We start from the raw sequence: 26,070 nt of genomic DNA, 5'->3' as shown, positions 1-26,070 counted from the left end.
GCGGGGGAGACGCTCTCCCCGGGCGGGGGATGCCTGCCCGCGCTCGTCCGACCACGCTGGGGTCATGACCAGCATCGACGTCAAACAACTCACCAAGGTGTACAGCGGCACGCGGGCCGTCGACCGTCTGACGTGCAGCATCGAACCGGGCCGGGTCACGGGGTTCCTCGGACCCAACGGCGCCGGCAAGTCCACCACCATGCGCCTCGTCCTCGGCCTCGACCGCCCCACCTCCGGGACCGCCACGGTCGGCGGCCACTCCTATGCGACACTGCGCGAACCCCTGCGCACGGTCGGCTCCCTGCTGGAAGCGCAGGCCGCCCACGGGTCCCGCACCGCCCGCGATCATCTGCGCTTCCTCGCCGTCAGCAACCGCCTCCCGGTACGCCGCCTGGACGAGGTCCTCCAGGCCACCGGTCTCACCGCTGTCGCCCACCGCCGTATCAGCACCTTCTCGCTCGGCATGCGCCAGCGGCTCGGCATCGCCGCCGCGCTCCTCGGGGATCCACCCGTCCTCATGCTGGACGAGCCCACCAACGGCCTCGACCCGGAAGGGATCATCTGGATCCGCGACTTGCTGCGCCGGCTCGCTCGCGAAGGCCGCACCGTCCTGGTCTCCAGCCACTTGATGAACGAGACCGCAGCTTTCGCCGACCATCTCGTCATCCTCGGCAAGGGCCGACTCCTGGCCGACACCCCCGTACAGGATTTCATCGAACAGCACAGCCACCCACGCGTACGCGTACGCACCAGCGACCCCAGCCGACTGCGGGCCGTACTGCTGGCCCAGGGACATACGGTCGCGGAAGGCGACGACGGTCGATGGGTCGTCGATGGCGCCACAGCCGAACGGATCGGGACCGTCGCAGCCCGCGAGGGCATCCCCGTCCTCGAACTCACCGACGAGCGTGCCTCTTTGGAGCAGGCGTACCTCGCTCTCACGGCCGCCGAGGTGGAGTTCGCCGCCGCGGACCCCGCGTCCCCGACAATCCCCCAGGAGGCCTGACTATGTCCGTGACCGCGGTACTTCACTCCGAGTGGATCAAGATCAGGTCGGTCCGGGCGAGTTTCGGATCGCTCCTCGCGGTCTTCGCAGCCACGCTGGCCATCACCGTGCTGGTCTTCGCCACCGTGGGCCGCGCGGAGGCGGAAGGCGGCGAGGATCCGGTCTTCGGCGCGTTCTACGCGATCAACTTCGCCCAGATCGCCGCGATCGCCTTCGGGGCCACCGCCGTATCCTCCGAGTACGCGGGCGGTGCGCTCCGGCTCTCTCTGTCGGCGGTGCCGCGCCGGGGTCTCCTCTACGCGGCCAAGACGGCCATCGTGGCCACGGCCGCCCTCGTCGTAGGCCTCGCCACCGCGTTCGCCACCTTCTTCGAGGGTCAGGCGTTCCTGGGAAAGTACGCGGTCGGCCTCGATGAGCCGGGAGCCCTGCGGGCCTGCGTCGGCGCGGGGATCTACCTCGCCCTGATGGCCTTGTTCGCGATGGGACTCACGTTCCTCCTGCGCAGCGCCGTCGCGGTCCTCAGCCTGCTCATCCCCTTCATCCTGATCGTGTCCTTCGTGGTCGGAGGCATCGCCGACGGTGCCGCGGCCTATCTTCCCGACCGTGCCGGACAACAAGTCCTCCACCAGGACCCGGCAGGAGACCTTGGCCCTTGGACCGGTCTGGCGGTGACTGCGGTGTGGGCGGCCGTCGCGCTGGTGGCGGGTTGGTGGGCGGTGCGCCGACGTGATGCCTGATGTCGCGGTCTCCGGCACGCGCTCCGCGCCGGGGGCGGCGCTTTGAGTAAATGAGCGTCTTGTTCCGCCAGGGGCGTTTGATGAGGCCGCGAAGTCGAGGAGGTCCCGGTGGCTCGAGAGGGTGGCACGTGGGATTCCATGCGGTGATGGAGAACGCCTTGTGGGACCGGCTGTTCGCGGCCGGAGAGGGCAGGAGCCTGCGATGACACCGAGCCTGCTCGGCTTTCTCGTCAGGCGGGGTGTCGGCGTGCAGGCAGTGCATTACCTATGCCGACACCAACAGCCCCGGCGCCGACCCTGGCCCGGTCGTCATCGCCTGTCACGGCCAGCGGCGCGTCACCTCCGTACGCTCAGCCTCGCTGGGTACCCGTTCTGACTTGCGGCGGCCCGGCGCGGCTCGTCCGCCAGTCCCACCATCCGCCGGTCAGTAAACAGTGAGCGTACGTGCGTACCGTCTCCGTGGAGACCCTGAAGATCGCCGGCACACGCGTGTTTGATGCATCTTCCGCGCAGGCCGCAACGATCCGGGCCTGCTGCGCCACACGAACTGGGATGTGCCACACCAGGCCGCCTTACCGCATGTGTGATGAACTGTGGCCCGGTTTCGAGAAGTTGATCTCGTCTCGAACAAGAGAGTGGGAGGGACCGTGGACCTCGGTGGGGGGACGTGGCGGCGACTGACCGCCGTGGTGCTCGTCATGGCGGTGGCGGCCGGGTGTACGGGGCAGGGCGAAGGCGCGGGCGGCGGAAACGACGAAGACCTGCTGCGGAACCACGACTGGACGCAGATGCCGGGCACCACCGTGCGGAACGACATCCTGCGGGTCAGCGCATTGGATCGGCACATCGTGGAGCAGGACTCCTCCGGCGGCCGGCCCAACCCCCCGCTGAACCTCGCCGGCCCGCATCTGAGGACCGATGGCGACTTCACCGTCACCGCGCGCATGTCCGGGGTGGGGGACGACGGCGGCGACTCATGGCTGCGGCTGTACGGACGGGTACCGGTCATCTACGACGAGTGGCGGCAGGAGCGGCCCTCACTCCGCGTCGGCGTGACCGCCGACGGAAAAGTGAAGGTACAGATATGGGACGGCGAGGGCGATGAGCCGGCCACCTCCAAGGATTTCGACTGCGGCTGCTCCGGGACGGTGACGCTCGCCGTGTCGAGCATCGGTGACACATTCCGTGTGGAAGCCGACGGGCGGCAGCTGGGAACCGTGCGGGACCCGGGGGTGTTCGCCGAGGGCACTGTCTGGTTCGGTCTGGAGGCGGACGCGGGCGATGACGAGCGCCGCGAGGGATGGCGTCTGACGCAGCTGATCGCGCGGGCGGAGAGCGGTGACTCGCTCCGCGTGATCAAGGCGCCGCAGCTACGCCAGGAGCAGTCCGCCGACTCGCTGCGTGCGCGGGCCGCAGACGTGGGGCGGCCGTTCGACGTCGGCACCGCCCTGGCCGAGAACCCGCTGCTCACCGACTCACGCTACCGGGCGCTCGCGGGGAGCCAGTTCTCCATGCTCACTCCGGAGAACGCGTTCAAGCCACAGTTCCTCCACCCACGCCGGGGCGTCTACGACTTCCGCGACGCGGACCTACTCGTACGCTTCGCCCGCGCGAACGACATGAAGGTGCACGCGCACACCCTTGTCTGGCACGAGGCATTGCCCGACTGGATGCGGGAGAACGACGACCCCGAGGAGGTGCGCCGGACCATGCTCCGGCACATCGCCATGGTCGCCGGGCACTTCAAGGGAAAAGTCGCGGAATGGGATGTGGTCAACGAGCCCATGTCCGACGACGAGAAGAGCTACACCGACGGGGATCTCGGTCTGCGCTCCGAGCAGAGCCCGTGGTTCGAGGCCATGGGGGAGGAGTACATCGACGAGGCTTTCAGGGCCGCCCACCGGGCCGATCCGAAGGCACGGCTGTTCCTCAACGAGTACGGGGTCGAGGAGGAAGGCGAGCGGTGGGACGCCCTTTACGATCTGGTCAAGCGGCTCAAGGAACGCGGCGTACCGATCGACGGCGTGGGTTTCCAGGCCCATGAGTACGCACCCGGCGACCGCATCGACCCGGAGACCTTCCGCAGCCATGTGCGGGATCTGGCGGAACTCGGGGTTCTGGCGCGGGTGTCGGAGATGGACGTCCCCGTAGGTGAGGACGAGGAGGACGGGCGGCAGACCCAGGCTGAGGAGATGGCGGGCAAGCTGCGGGTCTGCCTGGAGGAGCCGAACTGCACATCGTTCTCCACATGGGGATTCACCGACCGGTACGGTTCCACCGCCGACACCCAGACCTATCCTCCGCGCACGGCCGATTCCCTGCCGTGGGACGCTGCCCTGCGGCCGAAGCCGGCGTACGAGCGCCTGCTCGAGGCCTTCGACGAGGCGTGAGGAACCAAGGTTCGATCTCTCGGTCCGGTGTCGATGGTAGTGAGAGTCAAAGACCGTCTTGTTCCGCCAGGGGCGTTTGATACGGCGGCGAAGCCGAGTAGGTCACGGCCGCTCGAGAGGGTGGCACGTGGGATTCCATGCAGGTATGGAGAACGCCTTGGGGGACCGGCTGTCCGCGGAGGTCCGTCGGGAGGTGGACAGCCTCGTCTGGGCCGGTCGAAACGTGCAGGCCATTGCCCTGATACGTGAGCATGTCGGCCTACCAACGCGGCATCTGCATGATGGCGTCGACGCAGTGGGCCGACGACTCAGCGTACTGCGGCGTAGGCCGACGAGGTCGCCCAGTGCTCAGAACTCGTAACACGATCTTGCAGGCGTGCCGCGGTGGTTGGGGGCTGTCAAGTACGCTGCCGCTGCCGAGGTCATGGACAGGCTCCGCCGGAGTCATGCTGGGATGAAGCTCGGCCACCAGGGTGGGACGTTGCCCGGGCACAACGGGGCGGGGTAGGAGTCCGGCATGCCGAGCCATGTGACAAGGAACCAGGTGAACCACAGGGTGAAGATGAGCCCCGCAGTCAGGGCTGTCCTGCGATGACGTCCTCCGAGGGTGCTGTGCAGGATCGCCCACGGAACCGAAGCGGCGATCCATATGAGAGGCGCAAGAAACAGCAAAGTCATGCCGTTGGCTGCTGCGCTGCTGCCGACGTCGCAAGCAGCCCATGCCCTCCCGATCGCAGCAACGGACACCACCGCGGTCAGCCCACCGAAGAGGACACCAGGGCCAGTTCCTCTGAACCAGCGGCTCGGAGGACTCGACGGCGCTGCTCCCACGATCATCTCCCCCGCCTCGCCGTAGGTGCGGAGAGTACCAACTTTCTGAAGTAGCCCCGCTGGGGCACTGGCCTGCCCTGACATCTGTCAGTCGTCTTTGGGCTTCCGAAGCCGTCGCCGGCAGTTGAGATCGCAGGCCAGGGAGACAAATGCGTCGTGTAGTTCGGTGCGGCGTTCCCTGGGGACGGCGAGGCGTTTGACGTGGTGGAGCAGGGCGAAAGTCCGCTCGACGACGTAGCGGGGCTTGCCCATGCCCCGGATGTTCGGTGATCCCTTGCGGGAGATGACGGGCAGGATCCGTCGGCGACGCAACGTGTCGCGGTGGGCGAGTCGGAGCCCTTGTCGCCGAGCAGGGCTTCAGGCCGGTGGCGGGCCGGCCGGGGCGGCCCGAGACGGGCGGGATCCTGTCGACCAGGGCGAGGGTCTGGGTGACGTCGTTGGCATTGGCAGCGATCGTGAGGCTGCACCTGCGGCTCGCCGCACTCGCGGCTCCCGGACTGGGCTGCGCGGGGGCGCGCGGCGGCCCGCGTAGTCTGCGCACGCCGGTTTCTCCTGTCTGGGGAGGGCCGGACAGGCGGCGAGGGCGGCGCATTTTGGGGCTGCCCGCCCCTCGCCGCTGTTCGAGCACGTCGCTCGTTCCCGCCACATCAAGGGCGGCTCTGGTCCACTTTCTGTGGAGGCTCACGGATAGTGATGTCAGTCGTGTGTGGTGGGATGGCCGGACTCTGCCGTTGATCCGCTGGGAGGCCCCCATGACGTCCTCGTACCCGTCCCTGAGTCGTGCCTTGGCCGAGGCTTTGGTCGAGGTCCTGTGGTTCATCGACGGCAGCGAAGACGAGCAGATGGACCAGGACGATGCGGTCAAGGTGATGGAGGGCGTCGCCCACGTGGTCAGCACGCTGCCGAGCGATCAGCAGCAGGAGCTGATCGCCCTGCTCGGGGAGATGGCAGCTGCCGAGACCAACCCCGCTCGCCGTGAGTTCCTGGAGGAGTTTCCGGAGGGCTTCGGGCTCATCGACGATCTGTCCTGAAAGATTTCAGCTTGGATTGGACGGCCAACCCGGCTGTAAAGGCGTTGACTTCAGCTTCCAGTGCCGCGGCCAGCATTCGCCTCCCGCCCTCGCGGACGATGTCGTCGATCAGGGAGCCGGTCTCGGTCGTTCCATCGTATTCACTACGCTCAGCACGGGCGTGCCTTCCCGACCGACGGTGCAACGTCGGCCTACTCGATGACCAGAAGTCGATCACTCGGGAAGGTACGCCCTTCACGTCCAATCCGAGGCCGATCCACAACCATGAGCATTGCTCCCGCCGCAACTACCCAGACATCTGTGCCGAGCTCGCCGCCATCGCGCGCACGCCAAGCGGCATGGCCGCAGCCGACGCCTACCGCAAGGTCCAGGCCGACAACGCCCGGCTGCGACGGGTCAACCGTGACCTCGCCTACTGACCTTTTCGAGTTGCGTTCGGGCGGTGGCGTTGGGTCGGCGACGCTGAGGTGCAGCGTGGAGAACCCGACCGCGACGACACGGGCTTCGAATCGGTCTTCCCAATCCCGGACGACCGCAGAGACTTTCGCGGTGTCGTTTTCGTAGTTGCAGGGGCCAGCCCAGCCCACGGCTGTCAGCGCTTCGGCACCGGATGGAGCGGCAACCAGTCCAAGACGCACCCTGGCGGTCACGATTCCCCAGGGAGACGCCGACCGTTGATGGTGCCCGTAGCAAAAGCTGCCGGAGCGATGCCGAGACGATCTGGTATCCGACCGACCGCGCGGGAAGCCCGTTGGCTGCCGGTGTTCCCTGCTGGAACGATCCTGGGATGGTCGACCACCGTGACGCCGTCCTCCGCCCGTGGGGTCGCCAGAGGTGCAGCCTGCCGATCAAAGCGTTGCCGGGGCCGAGAACATGTTGCCGGGGCCGAGAACATCACGCACGAGCGTGGTGGTCGCGGACCGCAGAGCACTGAGAAGTCATCTCAATTGGTCCGGCGGCGCGCTTGAATGTGGGTGGTCTTGGGGGAGGGCTGTGCCGCATGATCACGCCATGACGAGTCCGGCCTCCTTCCGGGACCAGACCAACTGGTCCGACGGCTACTACGAGCTGGCCATAGAGGTCGGGTCGAGTGACGATGCCCGAATTCAAGCCGTACTGGGCGCTCTGTGGTCCGCCGCGGACGTGCACGGGTGCTTCGGGCGGAGAGACCGTGAACCTGAGGAGCAGGATCCCGTGCCCTGCACAGTTGGATCATTGACCGCGTTCGGGCATCTCCACGGTCAGGTCCGGCTGCCGACAGGCCAACTGGTCGTCTGCGGTTGTGTGGCGATCCGGGGCGGTGATGAAAGCAGCGACTGGCTGGACTTTTACGTCCCGGTGGGCGCGCTGGACAACGCCGGTCTGACCTACTGGGACGGTCGGCCCTTCTTCAGATCCGACGTGATGGACGACTGGCTGGCTGCCATCGGCAAGGAGACGTTCACCAGAGCGGCCTTCAGCTTGGGGGTCGTCGGGTTCGAGGTCTCCGGCTGTTCGGACGCTGCAACGCTGGCAGGGCAGATGCCGCAGGAGCGAGGTATCGGATACCTGCTTCCCGTAGATGGCACCCTCCACTACGGGGCCGCCAACACCTGAGTGCACGCGCAGCTCCTCCCGGACTCGGGTCTGCGGTAGCAGATGATGGTGCAGGCGATGCTCGCGAAGGCGAGGAAGTGAGCGGCCTTGCGTTCGTAGCGGCGGTGGAGCCGGCGGCAGCCGGAGAGCCACGCCATGGTGCGTTCGATGGTCCAGCGGTGTCGGCCCAGACGCTGCGAGGGCTCGACGCCCTTGCGGGCGATGCGGTGGGTGATGCCGCGCTGGCGTAGCCATCGCCGCAGGTGGGAGTAGTCGTAGCCTTTGTCGCCGTGGAGCTTTCCCGGCTTGCGCCGCCGGGGCCCACGGCGGGAGCGGATCGGCGGTATGCCCTTCGCCAGCGGGATCAGGGCCTGGCTGTCGTGCAGGTTCGCCGCCGAGATTCCGACAGAGGAGGGCAGACCGGTCCGCTCGGTGATCAAGTGAATCTTCGAGCCGTACGTGCCCCGGTCGACAGGATTCGGACCTGTCAGGTCCCCCTTTTCAGGGCCCGCATGTTCACCGAGTCGATCGCGCAGCGGGACCAGTCCAACTCACCTCGGGATCCGCGCTCGTCGAGGACCAAGCGGTAGAGCTTGGCCCACACTCTGGCCTTCGTCCACTCGGAGAAGCGCCGGTGGGCAGTCGCTCCCGACGGCCCGAACGACGCGGACGGCAACTGTTGCCACGTGCAGCCTGACGTGGCCACGAACACGATCGCGGCCAGCACTTCCCGGTCGCCATGTCGACGACGGCCGCCACCCTGGGGTCGCGAAGGCGCCTCCGGCACCACCCGCTGAAACAACTCCCACAACTCGTCCGGCACCAGCCGCTCAACAATCCCCGCCACACCTCACAGCCTACCGAGTCGACCAAATGAGATGTCGTCTTAAGCCAGACCGGCGTGGTTCAACGTGCTGATGGGGATGTAGAGGTCCAGCCCGTCACTGGTTTCATCACCGTCCCGGATGGTCACACGACCGCAGGCGGCGAGTTGGTCTGTCGGTAGGCGGGCCTGACCGTGGAGGTGTCCGGACTTGGCCAGTGATCCAACGGTGCGGGGCACGGGATCCTGTTCCTCAGGTTCGTGGTCTCTCTGTCCGAAGCACCCGTGCGCATCGGCGGCGGACCACAGCGCACTCAGGACGGCCTGGATCTGGGCATCGTCACTGGACCCGATCTCTATGGCCAACTCGTAGGAGCCGCCGGACCAGTTGGTCTGGTCCCGGAAGGCGGCAGGGCTGGTCATGGCGTGATCATGCGGCACTGCCCTCCTTCAAGGCCACGCATATTCAGGCGCGCCGCCGGAACGATGGAGATGGCTTTTGAGGTCGCCGCATGCAGATGCGCGGTCAAGGGGAGCTGCCGGGTCCGGAGTCTGTTGGTGGTGGCAGGCTCGGCCGGGCTGTATGGGGGTGTGGGTTGCGGCTTCGGTCTGCGCGGAGGCTGGTCCGTGGCAGGTTGTGTCGCGCAGTTCGCCGTGGTTCTGGGTGCGTGGCTGGTGGGGGTGGCTGTCGGCAGGGGTGGGGGTTTGTCTGCGTCGTGTGACGCGTTGTTGTGTGGGGTGGGGTGGTGGTTCAGTTGGTGGGTGTGGGTGTGGGTGTGGGTGTGGGTGTGGGTGTGGGGTGGGGGTGGTGTTGGGTGTGGGTTTGGAGTTCGGTGTGGACGTGGTGGCCTCGGGTTTCGGTGATGTCGACGGCGGCGAGGACGGAGGGGACGACGATGCTGGGGAGGATGTGGCGTAGGAGGGTGGTGACGCGGTGGGGGAGGTCTTGGTAGTTGGTGGTGGCTTGGGACATGGCCTGGATGCCGGCGAAGGCGCCGACGAGGACGTCGGCGGTTTCGGTGGGGGTGATGTGTGGCAGGAGTTCGCCTTGGGCCTGGGCTTGTTGGAGGAGGTCGGTGCCGACGGTGCTCCAGCGTTGGAAGGGGGCGCTGCGGTCGAGTCCTTGGGCTTGTTGGTCGAGGGAGAGGCGGACTCCGGCGCGGACGAGGGGGTCGGTGCGCAGGCGGTAGGCGTGCAGGACGACGGTGTCGACGAGTTGCTGGGTTCTGCAGGCGCGTCGGGGGATGGGCAGGTCGTGGTCCTGTGCGTGGATGACGCCTTCGGCGAGGTCTTCTTTGGAGGGGAAGTGGAAGTACAGGGCGCCTTTGGTGACGTTGGCGGTGAGGAGGATCTCGCTGATGGTGGCGGCTTGGTAGCCGCGTTCTTCGAAGACTTTGGCTGCGGCTGTCAGGATGGTCTGGCGGGTGCGGATCGCCCGGTCCTGTTTGACCACGGCCTGGCCTCCTTGGTGGCGGGTGTGGGGGAAGAGCCGGTAAAAAATACCGTCCAGTTCGTACATTACAGGGGGTGTGTTGCGTGGAGCACCTCTGGTTGTAGTGGATTCAATGACATCGTGTGCCGGTCTTCGGGGCGCGGGGAGGGAGCGGGTGTGGACGGGGCCGGGGCGGGTCGGGTTCGGGTGCGGGGGGCTGTGGGCTGGGGTGCGCGGCGGGGTGGGCTGTGGGCTGTGGGTGGGGGCTGGGGTGCGCGGCGGGGTGGGCTGTGGGCTGGGGGCTGGGGTGTGGGTTGGGGTGGGGGTTGGGGTGGGGGTTGGGGTGTGGGGGGAGGGGTGGGGGGATGATTTTGGTGACGGGTGTGACGGGGACGGTGGGTGGTGAGGTGATGCGCCGGCTGCCGCGGGGGGTGGGGGTGCGGGTGATGGCCCGGGATCCGGGGAGGGTTGCGGGGGTGCCGGCGGGGGTCGAGGTGGTGGCGGGTGATTACGGGGATGTGGTGTCGCTGGGTCGGGCTCTGGCGGGGGTGCGTCGCGCGTTTTTGGTGACGACGCGGGTGGGGGGCGGGGATGATGCGGCGTTCTTGGCTGCTGCGCGGCGGGCGGGGGTGGGGCATGTGGTGAAGCTGTCGGCGGCGGCGGTGCTGGACCGGGGGGCGGGTGATGTGATCACGTGCTGGCAGCGGGTGGTGGAGGAGCAGGTGCGCGGGTGCGGGCTGGAGTGGACGCTGCTGCGTCCGCGGGCGTTCATGTCGAACTGTCTGTCGTGGGCGGCGTCGGTGCGTGGGGAGCGGACGGTGCGGGCGTTGTACGGGACGTCGCCGCATGCGTGTGTGGATCCGCGGGATGTGGCGGAGGTGGCGGTGCGGGTGCTGACGCAGGAGGGGCATGCGGGGCGTGCGTACACGCTGACGGGGCCGCAGGCGGTCACGGCGGTGGGGCAGAGTGCGGTGCTGGGGCGGCTGTTGGGGGCTGAGGTGCGGTTTGTGGAGCTGAGTACCGCTCAGGCGCGGGCGGTGTGGGCCGAGCGGTATCCGCAGCCGGTCGTGCAGGCTCTGCTGGACAGTGCCGGGCGGCAGCGGGCGGGGGCCAAGGCCCGGGTGGAGGACACGGTGCGGGAGGTGACGGGCCGTCCGGCGCGCTCGTTCGCGCAGTGGGCCGCGGACCATCTCGAGGCTTTCACCCCGCCCGCCGGACCCGTAGCGGCCGGGGGGCCCGTGCCGCCGGGCGAACCCGCATAGCAGGGGCCCGCCATGTCCGCTGCGGTTGCTGTGCCCGTTCCGGCGGCGGGGCCTGTGCCCAGCGCTCCGGCTGCGCGCTCTGCGCCGGCTGCGGGGCCCGCGGTGGCGGGGGAGCCGGTACCGGCCGGGGGGCCCGTACCGGCGGGGGATTCTGTACCGATGGGGGGGCCGGTAGCGGTGGGGGAACAGGTTCCAGCCGCGGGTCCCGTCCTGGCGGGGGAGCCTGTACCGCCGGGCGAGTCCGTATAGCTGGGGGAACCGGCCAGGCTTGGCCCGGTTGCCGCACCGCCCACCACGCCGTCACCGGCAAATCCATGCCGCTGACCGAACGCTTCTACCTCGCCGACGCCGTCTTCGTCGCCGCGGTGGAAGGCGAGCACACCCTGCTCACCGCCCTGCACACCGCTGTCAGGGCACCGGTATACCCCCCGTTCCTCGGCCGCCGTTCCTGCCCGCCGGCCCACCCCCTCGAGCTGGCCCTCACCGAGAGCCCGTTTTGGCGGCGGGGTCTGTGCGGCGCGCTCCGGGGCGGCGGCGGGCTCTGGGCCGTCGATGCTTGCTGCGGGGCCCGCGGCGGTTGCGGAGTCCGTGTGGTGCGCCGTGGAGGCGGAGCCTGCCGTGGTCGTGTCGGCGGGGCAGTGTCCTGTCCCGGTGGCGGAGCCGGTCCGGGCGCGGGACCCGTAGGGGCGGGGGAGCCGGTAGCGGCCGGGGAATCTGTACCGGCCGCGGAATCTGTAGCGGCGGGGGAACCGGTAGCGGCCGCGGAATCTGTAGCGGCGGGGGAGCCTGTACCGCCGGGCGAGCCCGTAGAGCTGGAAGAACTCGCCATGACCGCCCCGGTGGTGGGGCCGCTGGCGGCTGGAGGGTTTGTGCGGCCTTCGTCGGTGGCGCCGGATGTGGAGTCTGTCCGGTCCGCCGTGGCGGCGGAGCCTGTCCTGTCTGTACGGCATCCTCCCGTGGGCGGAGTTGGTCCGGCCTGTTGCGGGGGCGCAGTGTGTGCGGTCCGTCGTGGCGGGCGGAGCCTGCCGTGTCCGCGCCGGTGCTGCAGTGTTCCGTTGCGGCTGTCCGGGACTGTGCGGTCCGTCGCGGGGGGCGGTGCCTGCCGTGTCCGCGCCGGCTGCGCGGTGGCCTGCTCCGGTGGTGGAGGCGGTCCGGTCTGATGCGGAGGCGGAGGCGGAGGCGGAGTCGGTGTCGGCAGCGGGGTCTGTTGCGCCTGACGGAGCTTCACCTGATATGTGTGCAGGGGGCGTTGAGCGGCCGGGGGCGGTCCGTGGGTGCTGCGGCCGGCTCCGGCCGGGGCGGCAGGTGTGCCGGGGGGTGCGCGGTGTGAGACAGGGGGTGGTGCGTGACGCGGCGGGGGCGGGCCGGTGTGCAGGGCGCGGCTGCGCCCACGCCCGGGCCCCGGCTCATGCGCGGGCCTGTGCCTGGTCCTGCGTCCACGCCCACGGCCATGCCTGTGCCTGTGCCCGGGTGATGCCGCCGCCCGGGCCCTGGTCCGTGCCCGTGCTCGGTCCTGGCCCCCGCCCGGATCGCGTCCGTCCTGGTGTCCGCGCCTGCGGCGATGCCTGGGCCTGCGTCCGTGCCCGCACCCATGCCCACGCCCGGGCTTTCGGTGTATGTCCGCGTCTGTGCCTGTGCTCGGTCTGGCGTGTGTGTCCAGGGCCCCGGGGTGTGCCGGTGCCCGGGTTTCCGTCCGGGCCCATGCCCGGGCCCGGGTCTCTGCCTGAGTCCCACGCCCGTGCCTGCGCCCGGTTCTGCCCCCCCCGCGTCCACGGCACCGTGCCTGTGCCTGTGCCTGGGTTTGCGGTCCGGGTCCGGGTCCGGGTCTGTGCCCGCGTCCGTGTTCCGGTCCGCGCCTGCGCCTGCGCTGGTGCTGGCCGGGGGGCGGGGGTGGTGGGGGTCAGGGGGTGTGGGGGGCCATGGTGACGGTGGAGTGGAAGACGGGTGTGCCGGTTTGCAGGGCGGTGATCTGGACGCTTTCCGGGTGGCCGGGGTGTGGGGGTGTGGTGCGGTGGGCCTCGATGGTGCAGGGGGTGTCGAGTTCGACGTAGCGCAGGAAGCGGCTGGTGAGGGCGAGGGGGAGGCAGGCGCGTGCGAGGGTGGCGGCGGTGGCCTGGCGGGCGGCTTCGAGGAGGACCATGCCGGGGACGTGGTCGACGGGGTGGTCGAAGAGGACGGGGTGGCGGGTGTCGGCGCGCAGGTGCCAGCGGCCGGGCCGGCCGGTGGGGGACAGGACGACGTCCATGGGGGCGGTGCGGCCCACGCTGTGCGGGGGCTGGGGTGCGCTCTGGGCGGGGATGCGGGGCCGGTTCGAGGGCGGGCGGCCGGCACGCAGCCGCTGGTAGACGGCCGGGGCGATGACGGTGAACGAGCCGCCGCCGGTCGCGGCGGGCCGGCCTTCGCGGTAGATCTCCACGGTGATGCGGCAGCCGTTGAGGGCGCCGTTGCGGCGCCGTCTGATCTGTGAGCAGCGCACGTCGATGTCGAGGGTGGCGGGGACCAGGCCGACGCGGACGTGTGCGGGTGTAACCTGCACGTCCAGGTCCTCCACCAGCAGGTGATGGCCCAGCGGCACGCCGAACTCGGCGTGGGCCAGCAGGATCCCGGTCTGGCGGATCGTCTCGGCGGCGATCAGCGGGTCGTGGCAGCCGTCCACGGCGGTGAAGAAGCTGTGCCCGCGGGGCCACTGGGCGGCGACTTTGAAGCGGGACTCCTCCACCCGCGCCCAGTCGGTGAGCAGGACCTCGGCGACGCTGGCGCGGTGGACGAACTCCTTGGGCACGGTGGTGGTCAGGGTCGGCGGGAGCACCTCACCGTTCCCGGCGGGCCCGCCCGCCCCGGCCGGTGTGTTCACTGCGCCGGATATTGCGCGGTGTATACGGAACGCGCTCGCAGACATAGCTCCCCCTGAGCCGCCTCGGCCTTGGAATACGAGGGGCAGCCCCCTCGGAAACCCGAAGATACATACCAGCCGGTTTACTTTCCACCGGGAAGGGGCAGCTCCGCCCGCACGGTAAATGGAGTGATGTATTCCCGGATTTTCAAGTGATCATCCGTTGAACCGCGAGGAGTGCTGGAGCTGCGGGTCTTACGGACCGCGCGGGCCGGCCGTGCACCGGGCCGGCCGGCCCGGTCCGTGCCGCGGGAGAGGTGTTCTGCCGTACCTCAAGCGATTGCAGAGCCATTCTTGAGCGATGTTACGGGCCGGGTCCTCAAAAGCCGGGAAAGACAAGGGCGAGAACCCGGACCCGGGCCCGCCCGCGGCGCAGCGCCCCGGCGGCCGCCGGGAAAAAAATCCGCCGCCGCGCCGGGCGCATGCGGGAGCCCGGCGCCGGGCGCACGCGAAGCCGTGCACCGCCCGTGGTGCCCGCGTCCGTGCCCGCGTCCGCGTCCGGTCCGGCCGGTCCGGGCGCGGCTTGTGTCCGGCCCGGTGGCCAGGCGCGGCTTGTGTCCGGCCCGGTGGCCAGGCGCGGCTTGGCCCGTGGCCGTGCCTGGCCCGGTGGTCCGGCGCGGCTTGGCCCGTGGCCGTGCCTGGCCCCGGTGGTCCGGCGCGGCTTGGCCCGTGGCCGTGTCCGGCCCCGGTGGTGCGGCGCGGCTTGGCCCGTGGGCGTGCCCGTGCTCGGTCCGGCGGGACCCGGCAGGGCGGAGGGCGGCCCCGGCTCAGCCCGGCAGGATGCGGGGCGGCAGGACTCGGCGAGGCAGGGCGGGTGCGCGGGGGCGGACGTGCCGCAGGCCCCTCGGTCGCCCTGCGTCCGGCCGCCTTTCTCACGCGCCCCACCTGCCGCGCTCACCGTGCCGCGCCGGGCTGTGACGGGGGCCGGGACGGCGGCTGTCCCTGCACGCCGGCGTCCGCAGGCAGGGCCTCGGTCCGGCACATCGGACACACCGAAGTCGTCCGGCACCGTCCTCCCCGAAGTCGTCCGGCACCGTCCTCCCCGTGTTCGTCCGGCACCGTCCTCCCTGTGTTCGTCCGGCCAGGCGGAGGACCTGACAGGAGGGGGACCTGGCCGCGCCGCCGGGGGAGTGGACCGGCATGCGTGCTGGGGGAGTTGACGGCGCTGCGTGCTGGGAACAGGGCAGGGCTGCGCCCGGCGGGGGCCAGTGCTGTGTCCGGTGGGGGAGGGGAGCGGGAGGCGGCGGCGCCGGCCTGCCCGGTCCTGCACGGGCCGTCTCTGGGCCGGGCAGGGCGGCGGGTGCGTCGGGCATGACACGCGGCGCGCAGCGCACCGGTTCGAGCGCGCTGCCCGGTGCCGGGATGGTGACCTGCCTGACCTGCCTGACCTGCCTGACCTGCCTGACCTGCCTGACCTGCCTGTGCGGGCGGGCTGCGGTGCCTGGGGGTGTGGTGCGCCCGTGTGCGGTGGGGGAGTTGCCGTATGCCGGACGGCCGCCTGCATGCCCGCCCCGTTGCGGGACGCGTGGTTCGTCACCGGTGCCGGATGGTGCGCCCGGGGCGGCATGCGTGGTGCATGCGGGCGGGGGCGGCGGTGCCCGGGCCCGGTACCGGAGGGGGGAGGGTGCGTTGCCGGAGCCGGGGGCCGGGGGCCGGGGGCCGGGACCGGGAGGCTGGGGGCCGGGGGCCGGGGGCCGGGACCGGGAGGCTGGGGGCCGGGGGCCGGGGGCCGGGGTGAGGGGCTGCCGGGTGCGGTGGTGGTGGGGCGGTGCCGTGTCAGATGGTGCCGTTGTCGTGCCGCCTTGCGGGGTGTGTGCTGCCCCTACCGGGCATCCGGGTGCGGGCAGGAGCGGCGGGCGGCGGCCCTGGAGTCCGCGCCTGCGGGCCGGGGAGGCTGTCGTCCCTGTCCCTGCCCCTGTCCCTGCTGTCCCTGCCCCTGTTTCTACCCCTGTTCCTACCCCTGTTTCTGCCCCTGTTTCTGTCCCTGTCCCGGGTGGGCTGCGGTGTGGGGGTGCCCTGTGTGCCGGGTTGGCGGTTCCGTTTTCTGTGGGGCCGGCCGTGCTGTGTGGCGGGGGTGTCCGGCATGTCGGGCGGTGATCGCGGACAACAGACCGGCGGGTATCTTTCGGCGGGACGCGGGGCTGTGCCGTGGCCGGATCCGGATCCCGCTGCGAGAAGTGCCGCCGGCCCCCTCTTCAGGGACTGGGTGCGGGCCGGTGACGCGCATGTTTCCGGCCGCTCCGATCCGGACTTCCAATGGCTTCTTGTTTTCGCTGCTCTGTGCGTCATGGAATCGGAACTTCCCCCTCGCCCTGCGGTTTCTCCTGGCCGGGGCACGGTTGAGTGAACGTCAGTTTGATATATAGCTGGCCGAATACCGTCCTCGAGGCAGGGTGGTCACCGTCCAAGATTGACAGACCGACTGTGCTGTTTTTTTATCGGGGGGTTCGAGTGACAAACAGAGCACCGGGCCCCTTGGCGGCGGTAGTTGTGTTGCCCGGGAGCTGCGGTCTGTGGCCTGGACTCATGGGGGAGTTTGTGGACATCGAAGTGCTGGGTGCGTTGTCGGTCCGTGAGAACGGGGTGTCGGTGGTGCCGACGGCCCCGAAACCGAGGCAGGTGCTGGCGCTGCTGGCGCTGAACGCCGGTCAGATAGTGCCGGTTGCGGCACTGGTGGAGGAACTGTGGGGAGTGGTGCCGCCGCGCAGTGCGCGTACGACGCTGCAGACGTATGTGCTGCAGCTGCGCGAGCTGATCGCGGGGGCGCTGGCGCAGGGCGGGCAGGAGCAGTACACGGCCAAGGACGTCCTGGCCACGGTTCCCGGCGGGTACCGGCTCGTCGTGCGGTCGGGACGAGTGGACTACCGCGAGTTCGAGCGGCGTGCGGGCGCGGGCTACCGGGCGATGGACGCGGAGGACCATACGGGCGCGGCGCGGCTGCTGGCGGACGCGCTGTCGCTGTGGAAGGGGCCCGCGCTGGCGGATGTGCAGGCGGGCACGCGGATCGAGATGGAGGTGCGCCGCCTGGAGGAGGCGCGGCTGTGCGCACTGGACCAGCGCATCGAGGCCGACCTGCGGCTGGGCCGCCACCGCGAACTCCTGCCGGAGCTGACGGTGATGGTCAACCGGTACCGCATGCATGAGAGCGTGCACGGCCAGTTCATGCTGGCGCTGCACCGCTCGGGGCGGCGCAGCGAGGCACTGGACGTCTACCAGCGGCTGCGGGCGACGCTCGTGTCCGAACTGGGCCTGGAGCCGTCGGAGGCGCTGAGCCGTCTGCAGCGTTCGATCCTGATGGCACGCACGGAAGTCCACCCCGCCGGGGCGGGCGCGTCATCGGACGCGGGTGAACGCCGCCTGGTCGCCCGCACCCACTGACCCGCCACCACCCACGCGCGACCGCCAGCCACCCGTCAGCCGTATCCACCACCCGCTGGCCCGGCCCGGCCGGGACCGGCCGCTCCGGCCGTCTCCCGCGCCGGGCCGGGCGGCAGGCCTGCCCGCCTCCCGCACGCGGCACGACCGCCGCCCCGCCCGGAGGCGGACGGACTGTCGGGCCCCGGGGCGGACAGGGCCCGACAGCCCGCTTCTCTGCTGCCGCACCCACCGGACCCACCGGACCCACCGGACCCACCGGACCCACCGCACCCACCACACCCACCGCACCCACCACACCCACCACACCCACCGCACCCACCGCACCCACCGGATGCACCGCACCCACGGGGTGCACCGGATGCACCGGACCCACGGGGTGCGCCGGGCGTGCGGGGTGCGATGTTGTTTTCCACGCCGGCCCAGGGGGCAGCCGGACGTGCCTGAGGCTTCGGGTTCAGGCTCGTCGCGGGTCGCGGGTCGCGGGTCGCGGGTCGCGGGTGCCCGGCACCGTCGTGAGGCGGCCGCCGGGAACGGCCCGGGGCGGCCCGGGCCGGGGCGATGCGGGCGGCACCGTCCGCGGAGCCGACCGGGGTCGGCCGGCTCGCGTCGGGCCCGCTCGGCCGTCTCGACCGGTCCCGAGACGACGGCCCGGGCCCGGGATGCAGTGCACGTCTGCCAGGCGCCGGGATCCACGGTGCCGGCGGGCGGCCGCCGGCGCGGCGGCACGACAGACTCCTGGCGCCGCCGTGCCGCGCTACGCCGTGCAGCCGCAGCCGCAGCCGCAGCCGCAGCCGCAGCCGCAGCCGCAGCCGCAGCCGCAGCCGCAGCCGCAGCCGCAGCCGCAGCCGCAGCCGCACGGCGTAGCCGCGCTCGCGGCCGCGGCCGAGCGTGCCGCCGGACGGAGCTGCCGGCCCTCCCGCAGGGCCGGCTCCTGCCACGGTCGCGCCTGTCCGGTGCCCCTTGTCCGGTTTTCCGGCGACTCCGGCCTCGGCGGGGCCGCGCCCGCCTGCCGGCCTCCCGTACTCGCCCCTGCCGCAGGACCTTCGCAGCCCTGCGTAGCACCGCCCGGACGGGCTCCCCCGCGCACCCGCCGCCCGGCTCCATCTCCCGTTCCTGGACGGATCCTTCCGGCCTGTGTCGGGCCTGGACCCCGGCCCCCGGGGCATCCTCGCGTCCACCGCTGCGGGCCAGGACCGACGTGCTGTCGTCTCCGGGGAAGTCCGCTTCGCCGTACGGGGCCGGTGCGCCCGGCGCCAGCGCCGTCCGACCGCGGCCGTGTACGGCCTGCTCGGCCTGGTCACCCTGCTTCCGTCCGCCCTGCGTCACATCACCACCCCGCACAGCCCGTGCAGGCCGACCGATACGCCCCCGGCGCTGCGCGCTGCCGCCGAAGTCCGCGTCGCGGCAGCCGTGTTCGTCGTGCAGCTGACGGAGGGCGGACTCCAGGCCGGGCGACGCGGCCCCGGATGCCGCCCATGAAGCGGCGGCGGCCGGCTCCCATCGGCGGCTGCCTGACGGCAGGCATCCGAGCCGCCCCCCCCGGGACAGCCCCCGGGGAAGGGGAGAAGGCTCCGGTCTGACGGCAGTTGACGCAGCCTCACTTCGCGGTCCGTGTCCGCCCCGCCCGGGGCGGAGCGCACACCGTCGGTGTCGCCGCTTGTGCCGCACGCTGCCGTTGTCCCTGGGTACGCCGTGGGCGCGGCCTGGGTGACCTGCGTCACTCCGAGGGGCTCTTGGCGTGAGGACGCCACCCGTGTCACTATTCCCGGGCGCTACCCCTGCCCGAAAGCCGTTACGGTCCGGCCGGGTACCGCATCCGCCGCGTTCCCCCGGCGAGGCCCGCGCCCCAGCCCCCGCAGGGCAGCGTTCCCTCTCGTTTTCCGACCCCGCCCGCATCCCGTGGCGCGACGGCTGCCCGGCAGCCGGTGCGGGCAGCAACTCCTGCCACCGGCTGCGGACTTCAGCACGCACATCGCCAGCCCCACCCCCGGAGCCGGGCAAACCGTCCCGGCCGTGGCCGCGGGTGCGGCTGCGCCGCCGTGCAGAGCGCCGACTTCCCTGGCCGGCAGCTGCGCTGACGGCTGCTCGCCTGCCGCGCACCGCCCCCCGGTTCACCCGGGGCCCCGGCACGGTGTGGCTCCTGGGGGCGGTCACGGCACGACGCCGCAACCGCCGGGTGCGGCGCCTGCTGCACACCCGGCGGGAAGAGGGGGGCACCGTGCGCGCGCCACGGCGCTCCTCGCAGACGAACTTGCCCAGCAACGGCAGGAGTTCAGCAGTGGCGAAGCCTGCACTGCACAGTTCGGCTCCGCGCCGGGCACCTGTCGCAGTCGCCGCCGGGCATGCCCCGATGCCGTCCGCCTGGCACGGCGGCCCTGATGACGGGCGGGACGGTGGGAGCACCACCTCGGGCGGCTGCCCCCGGCCCCCGGCGCCGCCGTATCCCGGTGACGGGGCGTCAACCCGGGCCCCCGGGGCGGTGCCTTCGGCTCCGGGGGTTTTCGCCGCCGGTCGCGGGCGCCCGCCAACCCGGCCCGGCCGACCTGGCTGCTGCGGCCTCACCCCCGATCACCGGGGGGCGGCGTGTGCCTGCACGCCATGGCCGCCCGGGACCCGCCGGGGCCGGACACGGACCGGCGAGCCGTGAGAACCGACGGCGCGGGCCGCGGAAGCAGTCCGAACCACGCCCGGCCGTTACCCGTGTACCCGCGTACTCGCACCACCCGTCAGCCCGCGGCCCGCACCCGCCCGGCACGAAGCCCCGCACAGCGGCGGCACGAAGCCCCGCACAGCGGCGGAGCGGCCCCGGTACCGCAACGGCCCCGGCACGGTAGGGGCATGGCAGCGGGCGCAGACGCCCGTCCGGCGTGCCCGCGCCCGGTTCGGCACCTGCCCGCGCCGGAGCGGCCCGGCCCACCGCACCTCTGCACTCGGTCGGTCCCACAGCATCCCTGCGCGCGGCCACGTGTCCGCCCGCCGCCGCCCGGCACGCGGCCCCCCGGCACGCGCCCGCTCGGCCGCCCGCCCGCCCGGTCGCGGCGGCGGGCACCGCCGCTGTCCCGAGCCCCGGACCGGCAAGGGACCGGCCCTCCCGGGGCGCCGTCCGCCCGCCGGCCGGCCACGGCCGCACACCCGCCGGCCACTCGCACAGCCGGCAAACCAGGGAGCCGTCCGGTGAGCCAGCCGGCAAGCCAGCCGGCAAGCCAGCCAGCAGGCCAGCCAGCCGGCACGCACGTCAGCGAGCCGGCACCTCGGCACGCACGTCAGCACGTCAGCGAGCCGGCGCCTCGGCACGCACGTCAGTACGTCAGCGAGCCGGCACGCCGGCACGCACGTCAGCAGGTCAGCGAGCCGGCGCCTCGGCACGCACGTCAGTACGTCCGCGAGCCGGCACGCCGGCACGCACGTCGATGAGTCGGCACGCGAGCCGATCAGTGAGCACGTCAGTCAGCGCACCACCACGTGAGGGGAGGGCAGGAGCATGACCGATACAGGGATTCTCGGCACCGGTGCCTTTGTGCCGGACCGGGTCGTCTCCAACGACGAGGCCGGTGCGGGGGCGGGGGTCGACGACGCCTGGATCACCGCCAAGACGGCGATCCGGGAGCGGCGCTGGGCCGCCGGCGGCCAGGCGACCTCCGATCTGGCGGCGGCGGCGGGCCGGGCCGCGCTGGAGTCGGCCGGGATCAGTGCCGGGCAGCTGTCGGTGATCGTGGTCGCCACCTCCACCCCGGACCGGCCGCAGCCGCCCACCGCCGCCCGCGTGCAGCACCTGCTCGGCGCGTCGGGGGCGGCCGCCTTCGACGTCAACGCGGTCTGCTCCGGCGAGCTGTTCGCGCTCAGCGCCGTCGAGGGCGTCCTGGCCCGGCGCGGCGGCCACGCCCTGGTCATCGGCGCCGACCTGTACTCCCGCATCCTCGACCCCGCCGACCGCCGCACGGTCGTGCTGTTCGGCGACGGCGCCGGCGCGATGGTCGTGGGCCGCACCGGCCGCGGCGCCCGCCTGCGCCACCTGGAGCTGCACACGTTCGGCGAGTTCTCCGAACTGATCCAGGTCCCCGGCGGCGGCAGCCTGCTGCCCCTGGACGAGGAGGCCCTGCGGGCCGGCAAGCAGTACTTCCGCATGGACGGGCGCGGGGTGCGCCGCTTCGTCGAGGACCGCCTGCCGCAGCTGGTCAAGCAGTTCCTGCACGAAGCCGGCGTCGCCCCCGACGACATCGCCCACTTCGTCCCGCACCAGGCCAACGGCGTCATGCTCGACACCGTCTTCGCCGAACTGGCCCTGTCGCGCGCCACCATGCACCTGACGCTGACCCGCTACGGCAACACCGGCGCCGCCTCCGTCCCCCTCACCCTGGACGAGGCCGCCCGCGCCGGCGCCCTGCGCCCGGGCGAACTGGTGCTGCTGGCCGGTTTCGGCGGCGGCATGGCGGCGGGCTTCGCGCTTCTCGAGTGGTGACGGGGCCCCAGGAGCCCCCGCAGCCCTGCGCCCGGCAGCCCTCGCTCTGTTGCTCGACCTCGGCAGAAACAGGAAACATGACAACGAGACATCGCTCTGTGTGCGTGATCGGCGCCGGCCCGCGCGGACTGTCGGTTCTCGAGCGGCTGTGCGCCAACTTCCGCTCGCAGCCCCAGGACAGCACCGTCCACATCCATGTCGTCGACCCCTACCCGCCCGGCCCCGGCAAGGTGTGGCGCACCGACCAGTCCCCGCACCTGCTGATGAACACCGTCGCCGGACAGATCTCGGTGTTCACCGACGCCAGCGTGGACCTGCGCGGCCCCCTGGAGCCCGGACCGAGCCTGCACGAGTGGGCCGTCGCCCTGGCCGCCGGCGAGGTCGGCGGCCACCACCCCGCCCAGGCCCTCGCCGAAGCCCGCAGCCTGGGCCCCGACACCTACCCCACCCGCGCCTTCTACGGCCGCTACCTGCGCTGGGCCTACCAGCACGTCACCGGCGGCGCCCCCGCCGCGGTGACCGTCAGCCTCCACCCCCACCTCGCCGTCGCCCTCGACGACGACCCGGGCGCCGAGGACCCCACCCTGCAGCGGGTGACCCTCAGCGACGGCACCGTCCTGGAAGGCCTGGACGCGGTGATCCTGTGCCAGGGACACCTCCCGGCCCGCGCGGACGCCGCCGCACACGACTTCGCCGCCCGGGCCCGCCGGGCAGGCCTGCTGCACATCGCGCCCGCCAACCCCGCCGACGTCGACCTGGACGTCCTGCCCCCCGGCACGGCCGTGCTGCTGCGCGGCCTCGGCCTGAACTTCTTCGACTACCTCGCCCAGCTCACCGCCGGCCGCGGCGGCACCTTCGCCCGCGTCAGCGGCCGCCTCGTCTACCACCCCTGCGGACGCGAACCGCGCATCCACGCCGCCTCCCGGCGCGGCATCCCCTACCAGGCCCGCGGCGAGAACGAGAAAGGCCCCCACGGCCGCCACGAACCCCTCCTGCTGACCGCCGAGCGCATCGCCCGGCTGCGCCGCACCCACGACAGCACCGGCCTGGACTTCAAGGACCAGCTGTGGCCGCTGATCGCCCGCGAGGTCGAGACCGTCTACTACCGCACGCTGCTCACCTCACGCGGATACACCCTGCAGGCACAGCGCTTCCAGGACGACTACCTCGCGGCCGGCCCCCACCAGCGGCACACCGACGCCGTCATCGCCGCCTACGGCATCGGCGAGAAGGACCGCTGGGACTGGGAACTGATCGCCCGCCCCTACCGCGACCGCGAGTTCACCGGCCCCGACGACTTCACCGGCTGGCTCCTGGACCACCTGCGCGAGGACGTCGCCGAAGCCCACTGCGGCAACGTCAGCGGCCCCCGCAAAGCCGCCCTGGACGTCCTGCGCGACCTGCGCAACGAAATCCGCCTCGCCGTCGACCACGGCGGCCTGCACGGCGACTCCTACCGCACCCACCTCGACCACTGGTACACCCCGCTCAACGCCTACCTGTCCATCGGACCCCCGGCCCGGCGCGTCGAGGAGATGATCGCGCTGATCGAAGCCGGCGTCCTGCACGTCGTCGGACCGCAGGTACAGGTCGCCATCGACACCGGCAGCGGTACCGGCAGCGGCGCCGGCAGCGGGCGCGCCGGGTACATCGTCAGCTCACCGCTGGTCCCCGGCTCGGCCCTGCGGGTGGACGCCCTCGTCGAGGCACGCCTGCCCGACATCACCCTCAGCCGCACCGGCGACCCGCTCCTGCGCCACCTGCTGGCCACCGGCCAGTGCACCGCCTACCGCATCCGCACCCGCCGCACCGACGCCTACCAGAGCGACGGACTGGCCGTCACCACACGGCCGTTCCGCCTCATCGACGCCGCCGGACGGCCCCACCCGCGCCGGTTCGCCTTCGGCGTGCCCACCGAGTCCGTGCACTGGGTGACGGCCGCGGGCATCCGGCCCGGCGTCAACTCCGTCACCCTCACCGACTCCGACGCCATCGCCCGCGCCGCACTCGCCTGCACCGCCGACACCACGCCCGGCACCGGCCCGGAACACCACGCCGCCCCCGGCACCACCCCACCCGGCGGACAGGCCCCCACCCCGCACCAAGGACTCACCCCGGCCCGCTGACACCCCCTCACCCCGCCCCGGCCCCGGCCGCCCGGGCACCAGCCGCACACACGCCCACCGGCCCCGCCCCGGCCGCAGCCCCGGCCCGGGGGAGCGGACCCGACAGGCCCCGGCCCGGGGGAGCGGACCCGACAGGCCGCGGCCGGGGGAGCGGACCCGCTGCACCCCGCACCAGCCCGGGACCCGCCCGGCCCGGCCACGGATCCGGCCGGCGGCTCCGGGTCGCGGGCGTCCGAGGGCGCGCCGTCACACGTGTCCGACGGCGGGCGGCCCCGGGGTGGACGGCCGCGGGCCCTGCCCGGCGTCACACCGGGCATCCCGGCGCGTCACCGGACCGGGGCCCCGGAGGAGCATCAACTGCCGTGGAAGCAGCACGCCTTGGCGGCCGTCTTCGTACCCGGGCCCGGGCCGGCGCCCGCGTCAGCCCCGGCTTCGGCACGGCTCCGGCGCAGGCGGCCGCCCAGAACTGGACGCCGCCCAGGACAGGAACAGGTGCCGTACGGGCCGTCCGGGCAGCCGCGGGTGCGGGCCCGGGTCCGGGCGCGGCCTGCGGAGGACGGACGTCTGCCGCGGACAGGCGTCTGCCGGGCACGGGCGTGCGCCCGGGGACGGCGATCCATGCCGCCCGGGTGCCGCCGCCTGGCGCGCGGAACGGGGCGCGTCCTCGTGCCGCGAGCCGGGCAGCGGTCGTGGCCGGCCGCGGGCGCGCCTGCATCCCTGGGGGCGGTGACGGAGTCAGGGGCGGCGGCGCAACGCGATCTGCGTGAGCTCGTCGATGTCGAACTCCGAACGGCCGGGCGTGCCATAGCGGGTGATCTTCCCGCGGCTCACCCACTTGCGGATGGTCGCCTCGGTCACGCCCGCCGCCAGAGCGGCCACATTCGTGGGCACGAGCCGGTGACGCGGCGGCCGGGTCATGCGCTGACCGCCTGCTGCCGCCGCTCCACGAGCGGCCGCAGCATGATCCACTCATGCATCTCCCAGGTATGCCCCGACGAGCACCCGATACGGCCTCTCCCCGTATTCCCGGCGCCGGGCGCCGAGGTGCTGATCGTCCCCGGGCAGCCGTCCACCACGCATGCCGTGACGAGGGCGCGGAAATCACCGGGCCCGGGATCCACCGTGCACAGCAGTTCCGCCCGCAGACCCTCGATCTCGTCCGCGAAATCAGCGGCCGCCGGCTGCGCCGTGAGCCATCCCAGATGGAGCAGCAAAAACCGTGCCAGCTGCGGAACCGACCCGTGCGGGGCGGATTTCCCGAGCTTCTCGGCGACGAATCCCGCCCAGGACTCCAAAACGGCGAGGATGTTCTGCCGGGTGTCGAGCGCCGACATGTTCAGCTGGTCCCCGCTGCGGCTCCCGGACACCTTCGTCCGGCTCGGCCGCCGCGACACCGGGGAGATGCTGTGCAGGCTCTCCCGGTAGAGCCCGGGAAGCGTACGCAGACCGCACTCCACCTGCCTGACGCACGGGACACAGAGGACGGACCCGGCGGCCGCACGGAGTTCCTGGCTGTGGACTTTGGGGCATGCGTGAAACTCCATGAATCTCCTCCGTGAGGTGGCTCACCCGGCAGCCCGCACGGGTCACGGCAATATCCCCGCGCTGAGCGCTGCGTGCGATGTCGGATCGGTGACCCTGGGAAAAGAGGGAAAGGGCCGCTGCCGCCGCACCCCGTACAGGAATCCGTACCGGGGTGACGGACGGGCGCCGCAGTGACGACCCGCCGGCCCGGACCGGTGCGTTCCCCGGAAAACCCGGCGGAAAAGGTGCGGATCCGGCCCTGATGAATACCGGTCCTGGTGAATACCGGCCCTGATGCGTCAGCGGACAAAGCACGCCTTGTGCGTTCCGACCCCCCGTTGCTGCCCAGACGTGACTATGGGTGCACCGGGAGACTTCCACGGGCCAAATGAGGGTGTCAACGCGCCCCATGCGCAATGGATCGCGCCTAAAGGGGAACTCCAGACCCGCCCGACCCCGACCCCGACCCCGACCCGGCCCTGACTCCGGCCCCCGGCCCCCGGCCTCCCGGACTCGACCCCCGCTTCCGGCCCCCGGCCTCCCGGACTCGACCCTCACTTCCGGCCCCCGGCCCCCGGCCCCCGGCCCCCGGCCCCCGGCCTC

Annotated in this window: 18 protein-coding genes and 1 pseudogene; 11 read left to right on the top strand and 8 right to left on the bottom strand. The window is 72.1% G+C overall.

Annotated elements, in window-relative coordinates; all coding sequences use genetic code 11:
- Positions 1 to 64: 64 nt before the first annotated feature.
- The 3 genes from J2X68_RS36945 (at position 65) to J2X68_RS36935 (ending at position 4,133) form a co-directional block, all read left to right on the top strand.
- On the top strand, positions 65 to 1,006 hold the full coding sequence (locus J2X68_RS36945; RefSeq protein WP_310436989.1) for an ATP-binding cassette domain-containing protein: 942 nt from the start codon (positions 65 to 67) through the stop codon (positions 1,004 to 1,006).
- A 2-nt stretch (positions 1,007 to 1,008) separates the two neighbouring features.
- Positions 1,009 to 1,743: an ABC transporter permease subunit gene (locus J2X68_RS36940; RefSeq protein ID WP_310436988.1), complete on the top strand. Its 735-nt coding sequence runs from the start codon at positions 1,009 to 1,011 to the stop codon at positions 1,741 to 1,743.
- A gap of 647 nt (positions 1,744 to 2,390) precedes the next feature.
- Entirely contained in the window at positions 2,391 to 4,133 is a 1,743-nt protein-coding gene (locus J2X68_RS36935) for an endo-1,4-beta-xylanase (RefSeq protein ID WP_310436987.1), read from the top strand.
- 918 nt (positions 4,134 to 5,051) lie between these two features.
- Here the strand turns inward: J2X68_RS36935 and J2X68_RS36930 are convergent.
- On the bottom strand, positions 5,052 to 5,216 hold the full coding sequence (locus tag J2X68_RS36930; RefSeq protein ID WP_310436986.1) for a hypothetical protein: 165 nt from the start codon (positions 5,214 to 5,216) through the stop codon (positions 5,052 to 5,054).
- A 533-nt stretch (positions 5,217 to 5,749) separates the two neighbouring features.
- Here J2X68_RS36930 and J2X68_RS36925 point away from each other — a divergent pair.
- A complete protein-coding gene (locus J2X68_RS36925) occupies positions 5,750 to 5,995 on the top strand; it encodes a hypothetical protein (protein WP_310436985.1) in 246 nt (81 codons plus the stop codon).
- A gap of 191 nt (positions 5,996 to 6,186) precedes the next feature.
- Here the strand turns inward: J2X68_RS36925 and J2X68_RS36920 are convergent, their stop codons facing one another.
- On the bottom strand, positions 6,187 to 6,645 hold the full coding sequence (locus tag J2X68_RS36920; protein WP_310436984.1) for a DUF4253 domain-containing protein: 459 nt from the start codon (positions 6,643 to 6,645) through the stop codon (positions 6,187 to 6,189).
- Positions 6,646 to 7,006: 361 nt separating this feature from the next.
- Here J2X68_RS36920 and J2X68_RS36915 point away from each other — a divergent pair, with 361 nt between their 5' ends.
- Positions 7,007 to 7,591: a hypothetical protein gene (locus J2X68_RS36915; protein WP_310436983.1), complete on the top strand. Its 585-nt coding sequence runs from the start codon at positions 7,007 to 7,009 to the stop codon at positions 7,589 to 7,591.
- Here the strand turns inward: J2X68_RS36915 and J2X68_RS36910 are convergent.
- The 3 genes from J2X68_RS36910 to J2X68_RS36900 form a co-directional block, all read right to left on the bottom strand.
- A protein-coding gene (locus J2X68_RS36910; RefSeq protein ID WP_310436982.1) for an IS5 family transposase occupies positions 7,570 to 8,417 on the bottom strand; the annotation gives its coding sequence in 2 pieces (ribosomal slippage) (positions 7,570 to 8,070 and positions 8,073 to 8,417; 846 coding nt in all). The genes J2X68_RS36915 and J2X68_RS36910 overlap by 22 nt on opposite strands.
- A 39-nt stretch (positions 8,418 to 8,456) precedes the next feature.
- Positions 8,457 to 8,816, bottom strand: coding sequence for a hypothetical protein (locus tag J2X68_RS36905; RefSeq protein ID WP_310436981.1), 360 nt, complete (start codon positions 8,814 to 8,816; stop codon positions 8,457 to 8,459).
- Between the two features lie 328 nt (positions 8,817 to 9,144).
- A complete protein-coding gene (locus J2X68_RS36900) occupies positions 9,145 to 9,846 on the bottom strand; it encodes a ScbR family autoregulator-binding transcription factor (RefSeq protein WP_310436980.1) in 702 nt (233 codons plus the stop codon).
- A gap of 344 nt (positions 9,847 to 10,190) precedes the next feature.
- On the opposite strand from J2X68_RS36900, the gene J2X68_RS36895 reads away from it, so the two are divergent.
- Entirely contained in the window at positions 10,191 to 11,087 is an 897-nt protein-coding gene (locus tag J2X68_RS36895) for an NAD(P)H-binding protein (RefSeq protein ID WP_310436979.1), read from the top strand.
- Positions 11,088 to 11,368: 281 nt separating this feature from the next.
- Positions 11,369 to 11,575, top strand: a pseudogene (locus J2X68_RS36890) (type I-E CRISPR-associated protein Cas5/CasD); the annotation flags it as partial.
- A 1,412-nt stretch (positions 11,576 to 12,987) separates the two neighbouring features.
- On the opposite strand, the gene J2X68_RS36885 reads toward J2X68_RS36890, so the two are convergent.
- Positions 12,988 to 13,941 carry a ScbA/BarX family gamma-butyrolactone biosynthesis protein gene (locus tag J2X68_RS36885; RefSeq protein ID WP_310436978.1) on the bottom strand — a complete coding sequence of 318 codons (954 nt, stop codon included), beginning with the start codon at positions 13,939 to 13,941 and terminating at the stop codon, positions 12,988 to 12,990.
- 2,577 nt (positions 13,942 to 16,518) lie between these two features.
- Here J2X68_RS36885 and J2X68_RS36880 point away from each other — a divergent pair.
- The 4 genes from J2X68_RS36880 to J2X68_RS36865 all read left to right on the top strand — a co-directional run bounded on the left by J2X68_RS36880 (position 16,519) and on the right by J2X68_RS36865 (position 23,943).
- Positions 16,519 to 17,358: an AfsR/SARP family transcriptional regulator gene (locus J2X68_RS36880; RefSeq protein WP_310437005.1), complete on the top strand. Its 840-nt coding sequence runs from the start codon at positions 16,519 to 16,521 to the stop codon at positions 17,356 to 17,358.
- 1,134 nt (positions 17,359 to 18,492) lie between these two features.
- Positions 18,493 to 18,837 carry a hypothetical protein gene (locus J2X68_RS36875; RefSeq protein WP_310436977.1) on the top strand — a complete coding sequence of 115 codons (345 nt, stop codon included), beginning with the start codon at positions 18,493 to 18,495 and terminating at the stop codon, positions 18,835 to 18,837.
- Positions 18,838 to 20,839: 2,002 nt separating this feature from the next.
- Positions 20,840 to 21,817 carry a ketoacyl-ACP synthase III gene (locus tag J2X68_RS36870; protein WP_310436976.1) on the top strand — a complete coding sequence of 326 codons (978 nt, stop codon included), beginning with the start codon at positions 20,840 to 20,842 and terminating at the stop codon, positions 21,815 to 21,817.
- A gap of 77 nt (positions 21,818 to 21,894) precedes the next feature.
- Positions 21,895 to 23,943, top strand: a complete 2,049-nt coding sequence (locus J2X68_RS36865) for an FAD/NAD(P)-binding protein (RefSeq protein WP_310436975.1) — start codon at positions 21,895 to 21,897, stop codon at positions 23,941 to 23,943.
- 735 nt (positions 23,944 to 24,678) lie between these two features.
- On the opposite strand, the gene J2X68_RS36860 is transcribed toward J2X68_RS36865, so the two are convergent.
- On the bottom strand, positions 24,679 to 24,834 hold the full coding sequence (locus tag J2X68_RS36860) for a hypothetical protein (RefSeq protein WP_310436974.1): 156 nt from the start codon (positions 24,832 to 24,834) through the stop codon (positions 24,679 to 24,681).
- A gap of 23 nt (positions 24,835 to 24,857) precedes the next feature.
- Positions 24,858 to 25,277, bottom strand: coding sequence for a hypothetical protein (locus J2X68_RS36855; protein ID WP_310436973.1), 420 nt, complete (start codon positions 25,275 to 25,277; stop codon positions 24,858 to 24,860).
- Between the last annotated feature and the right edge of the window lie 793 nt (positions 25,278 to 26,070).

Source organism: Streptomyces sp. 3330 (assembly GCF_031456635.1).
Classification (GTDB): domain Bacteria; phylum Actinomycetota; class Actinomycetes; order Streptomycetales; family Streptomycetaceae; genus Streptomyces.
The sequence above is the reverse complement of the archived record's forward strand: the minus strand, read 5'-3'. Positions and strand labels throughout refer to the sequence as shown.

Bases quoted from the DNA above. Each gene is read 5' to 3' on its own strand.
- J2X68_RS36940 (WP_310436988.1), top strand. From the start codon at position 1,009: ATGTCCGTGACCGCGGTACTTCACTCCGAGTGGATCAAGATCAGGTCG.
- J2X68_RS36905 (WP_310436981.1), bottom strand. From the start codon at position 8,816: ATGACCAGCCCTGCCGCCTTCCGGGACCAGACCAACTGGTCCGGCGGC.
- J2X68_RS36930 (WP_310436986.1), bottom strand. From the start codon at position 5,216: ATGGGCAAGCCCCGCTACGTCGTCGAGCGGACTTTCGCCCTGCTCCAC.
- J2X68_RS36870 (WP_310436976.1), top strand. From the start codon at position 20,840: ATGACCGATACAGGGATTCTCGGCACCGGTGCCTTTGTGCCGGACCGG.
- J2X68_RS36895 (WP_310436979.1), top strand. From the start codon at position 10,191: ATGATTTTGGTGACGGGTGTGACGGGGACGGTGGGTGGTGAGGTGATG.
- J2X68_RS36865 (WP_310436975.1), top strand. From the start codon at position 21,895: ATGACAACGAGACATCGCTCTGTGTGCGTGATCGGCGCCGGCCCGCGC.
- J2X68_RS36915 (WP_310436983.1), top strand. From the start codon at position 7,007: ATGACGAGTCCGGCCTCCTTCCGGGACCAGACCAACTGGTCCGACGGC.
- J2X68_RS36945 (WP_310436989.1), top strand. From the start codon at position 65: ATGACCAGCATCGACGTCAAACAACTCACCAAGGTGTACAGCGGCACG.
- J2X68_RS36855 (WP_310436973.1), bottom strand. From the start codon at position 25,277: ATGTCGGCGCTCGACACCCGGCAGAACATCCTCGCCGTTTTGGAGTCC.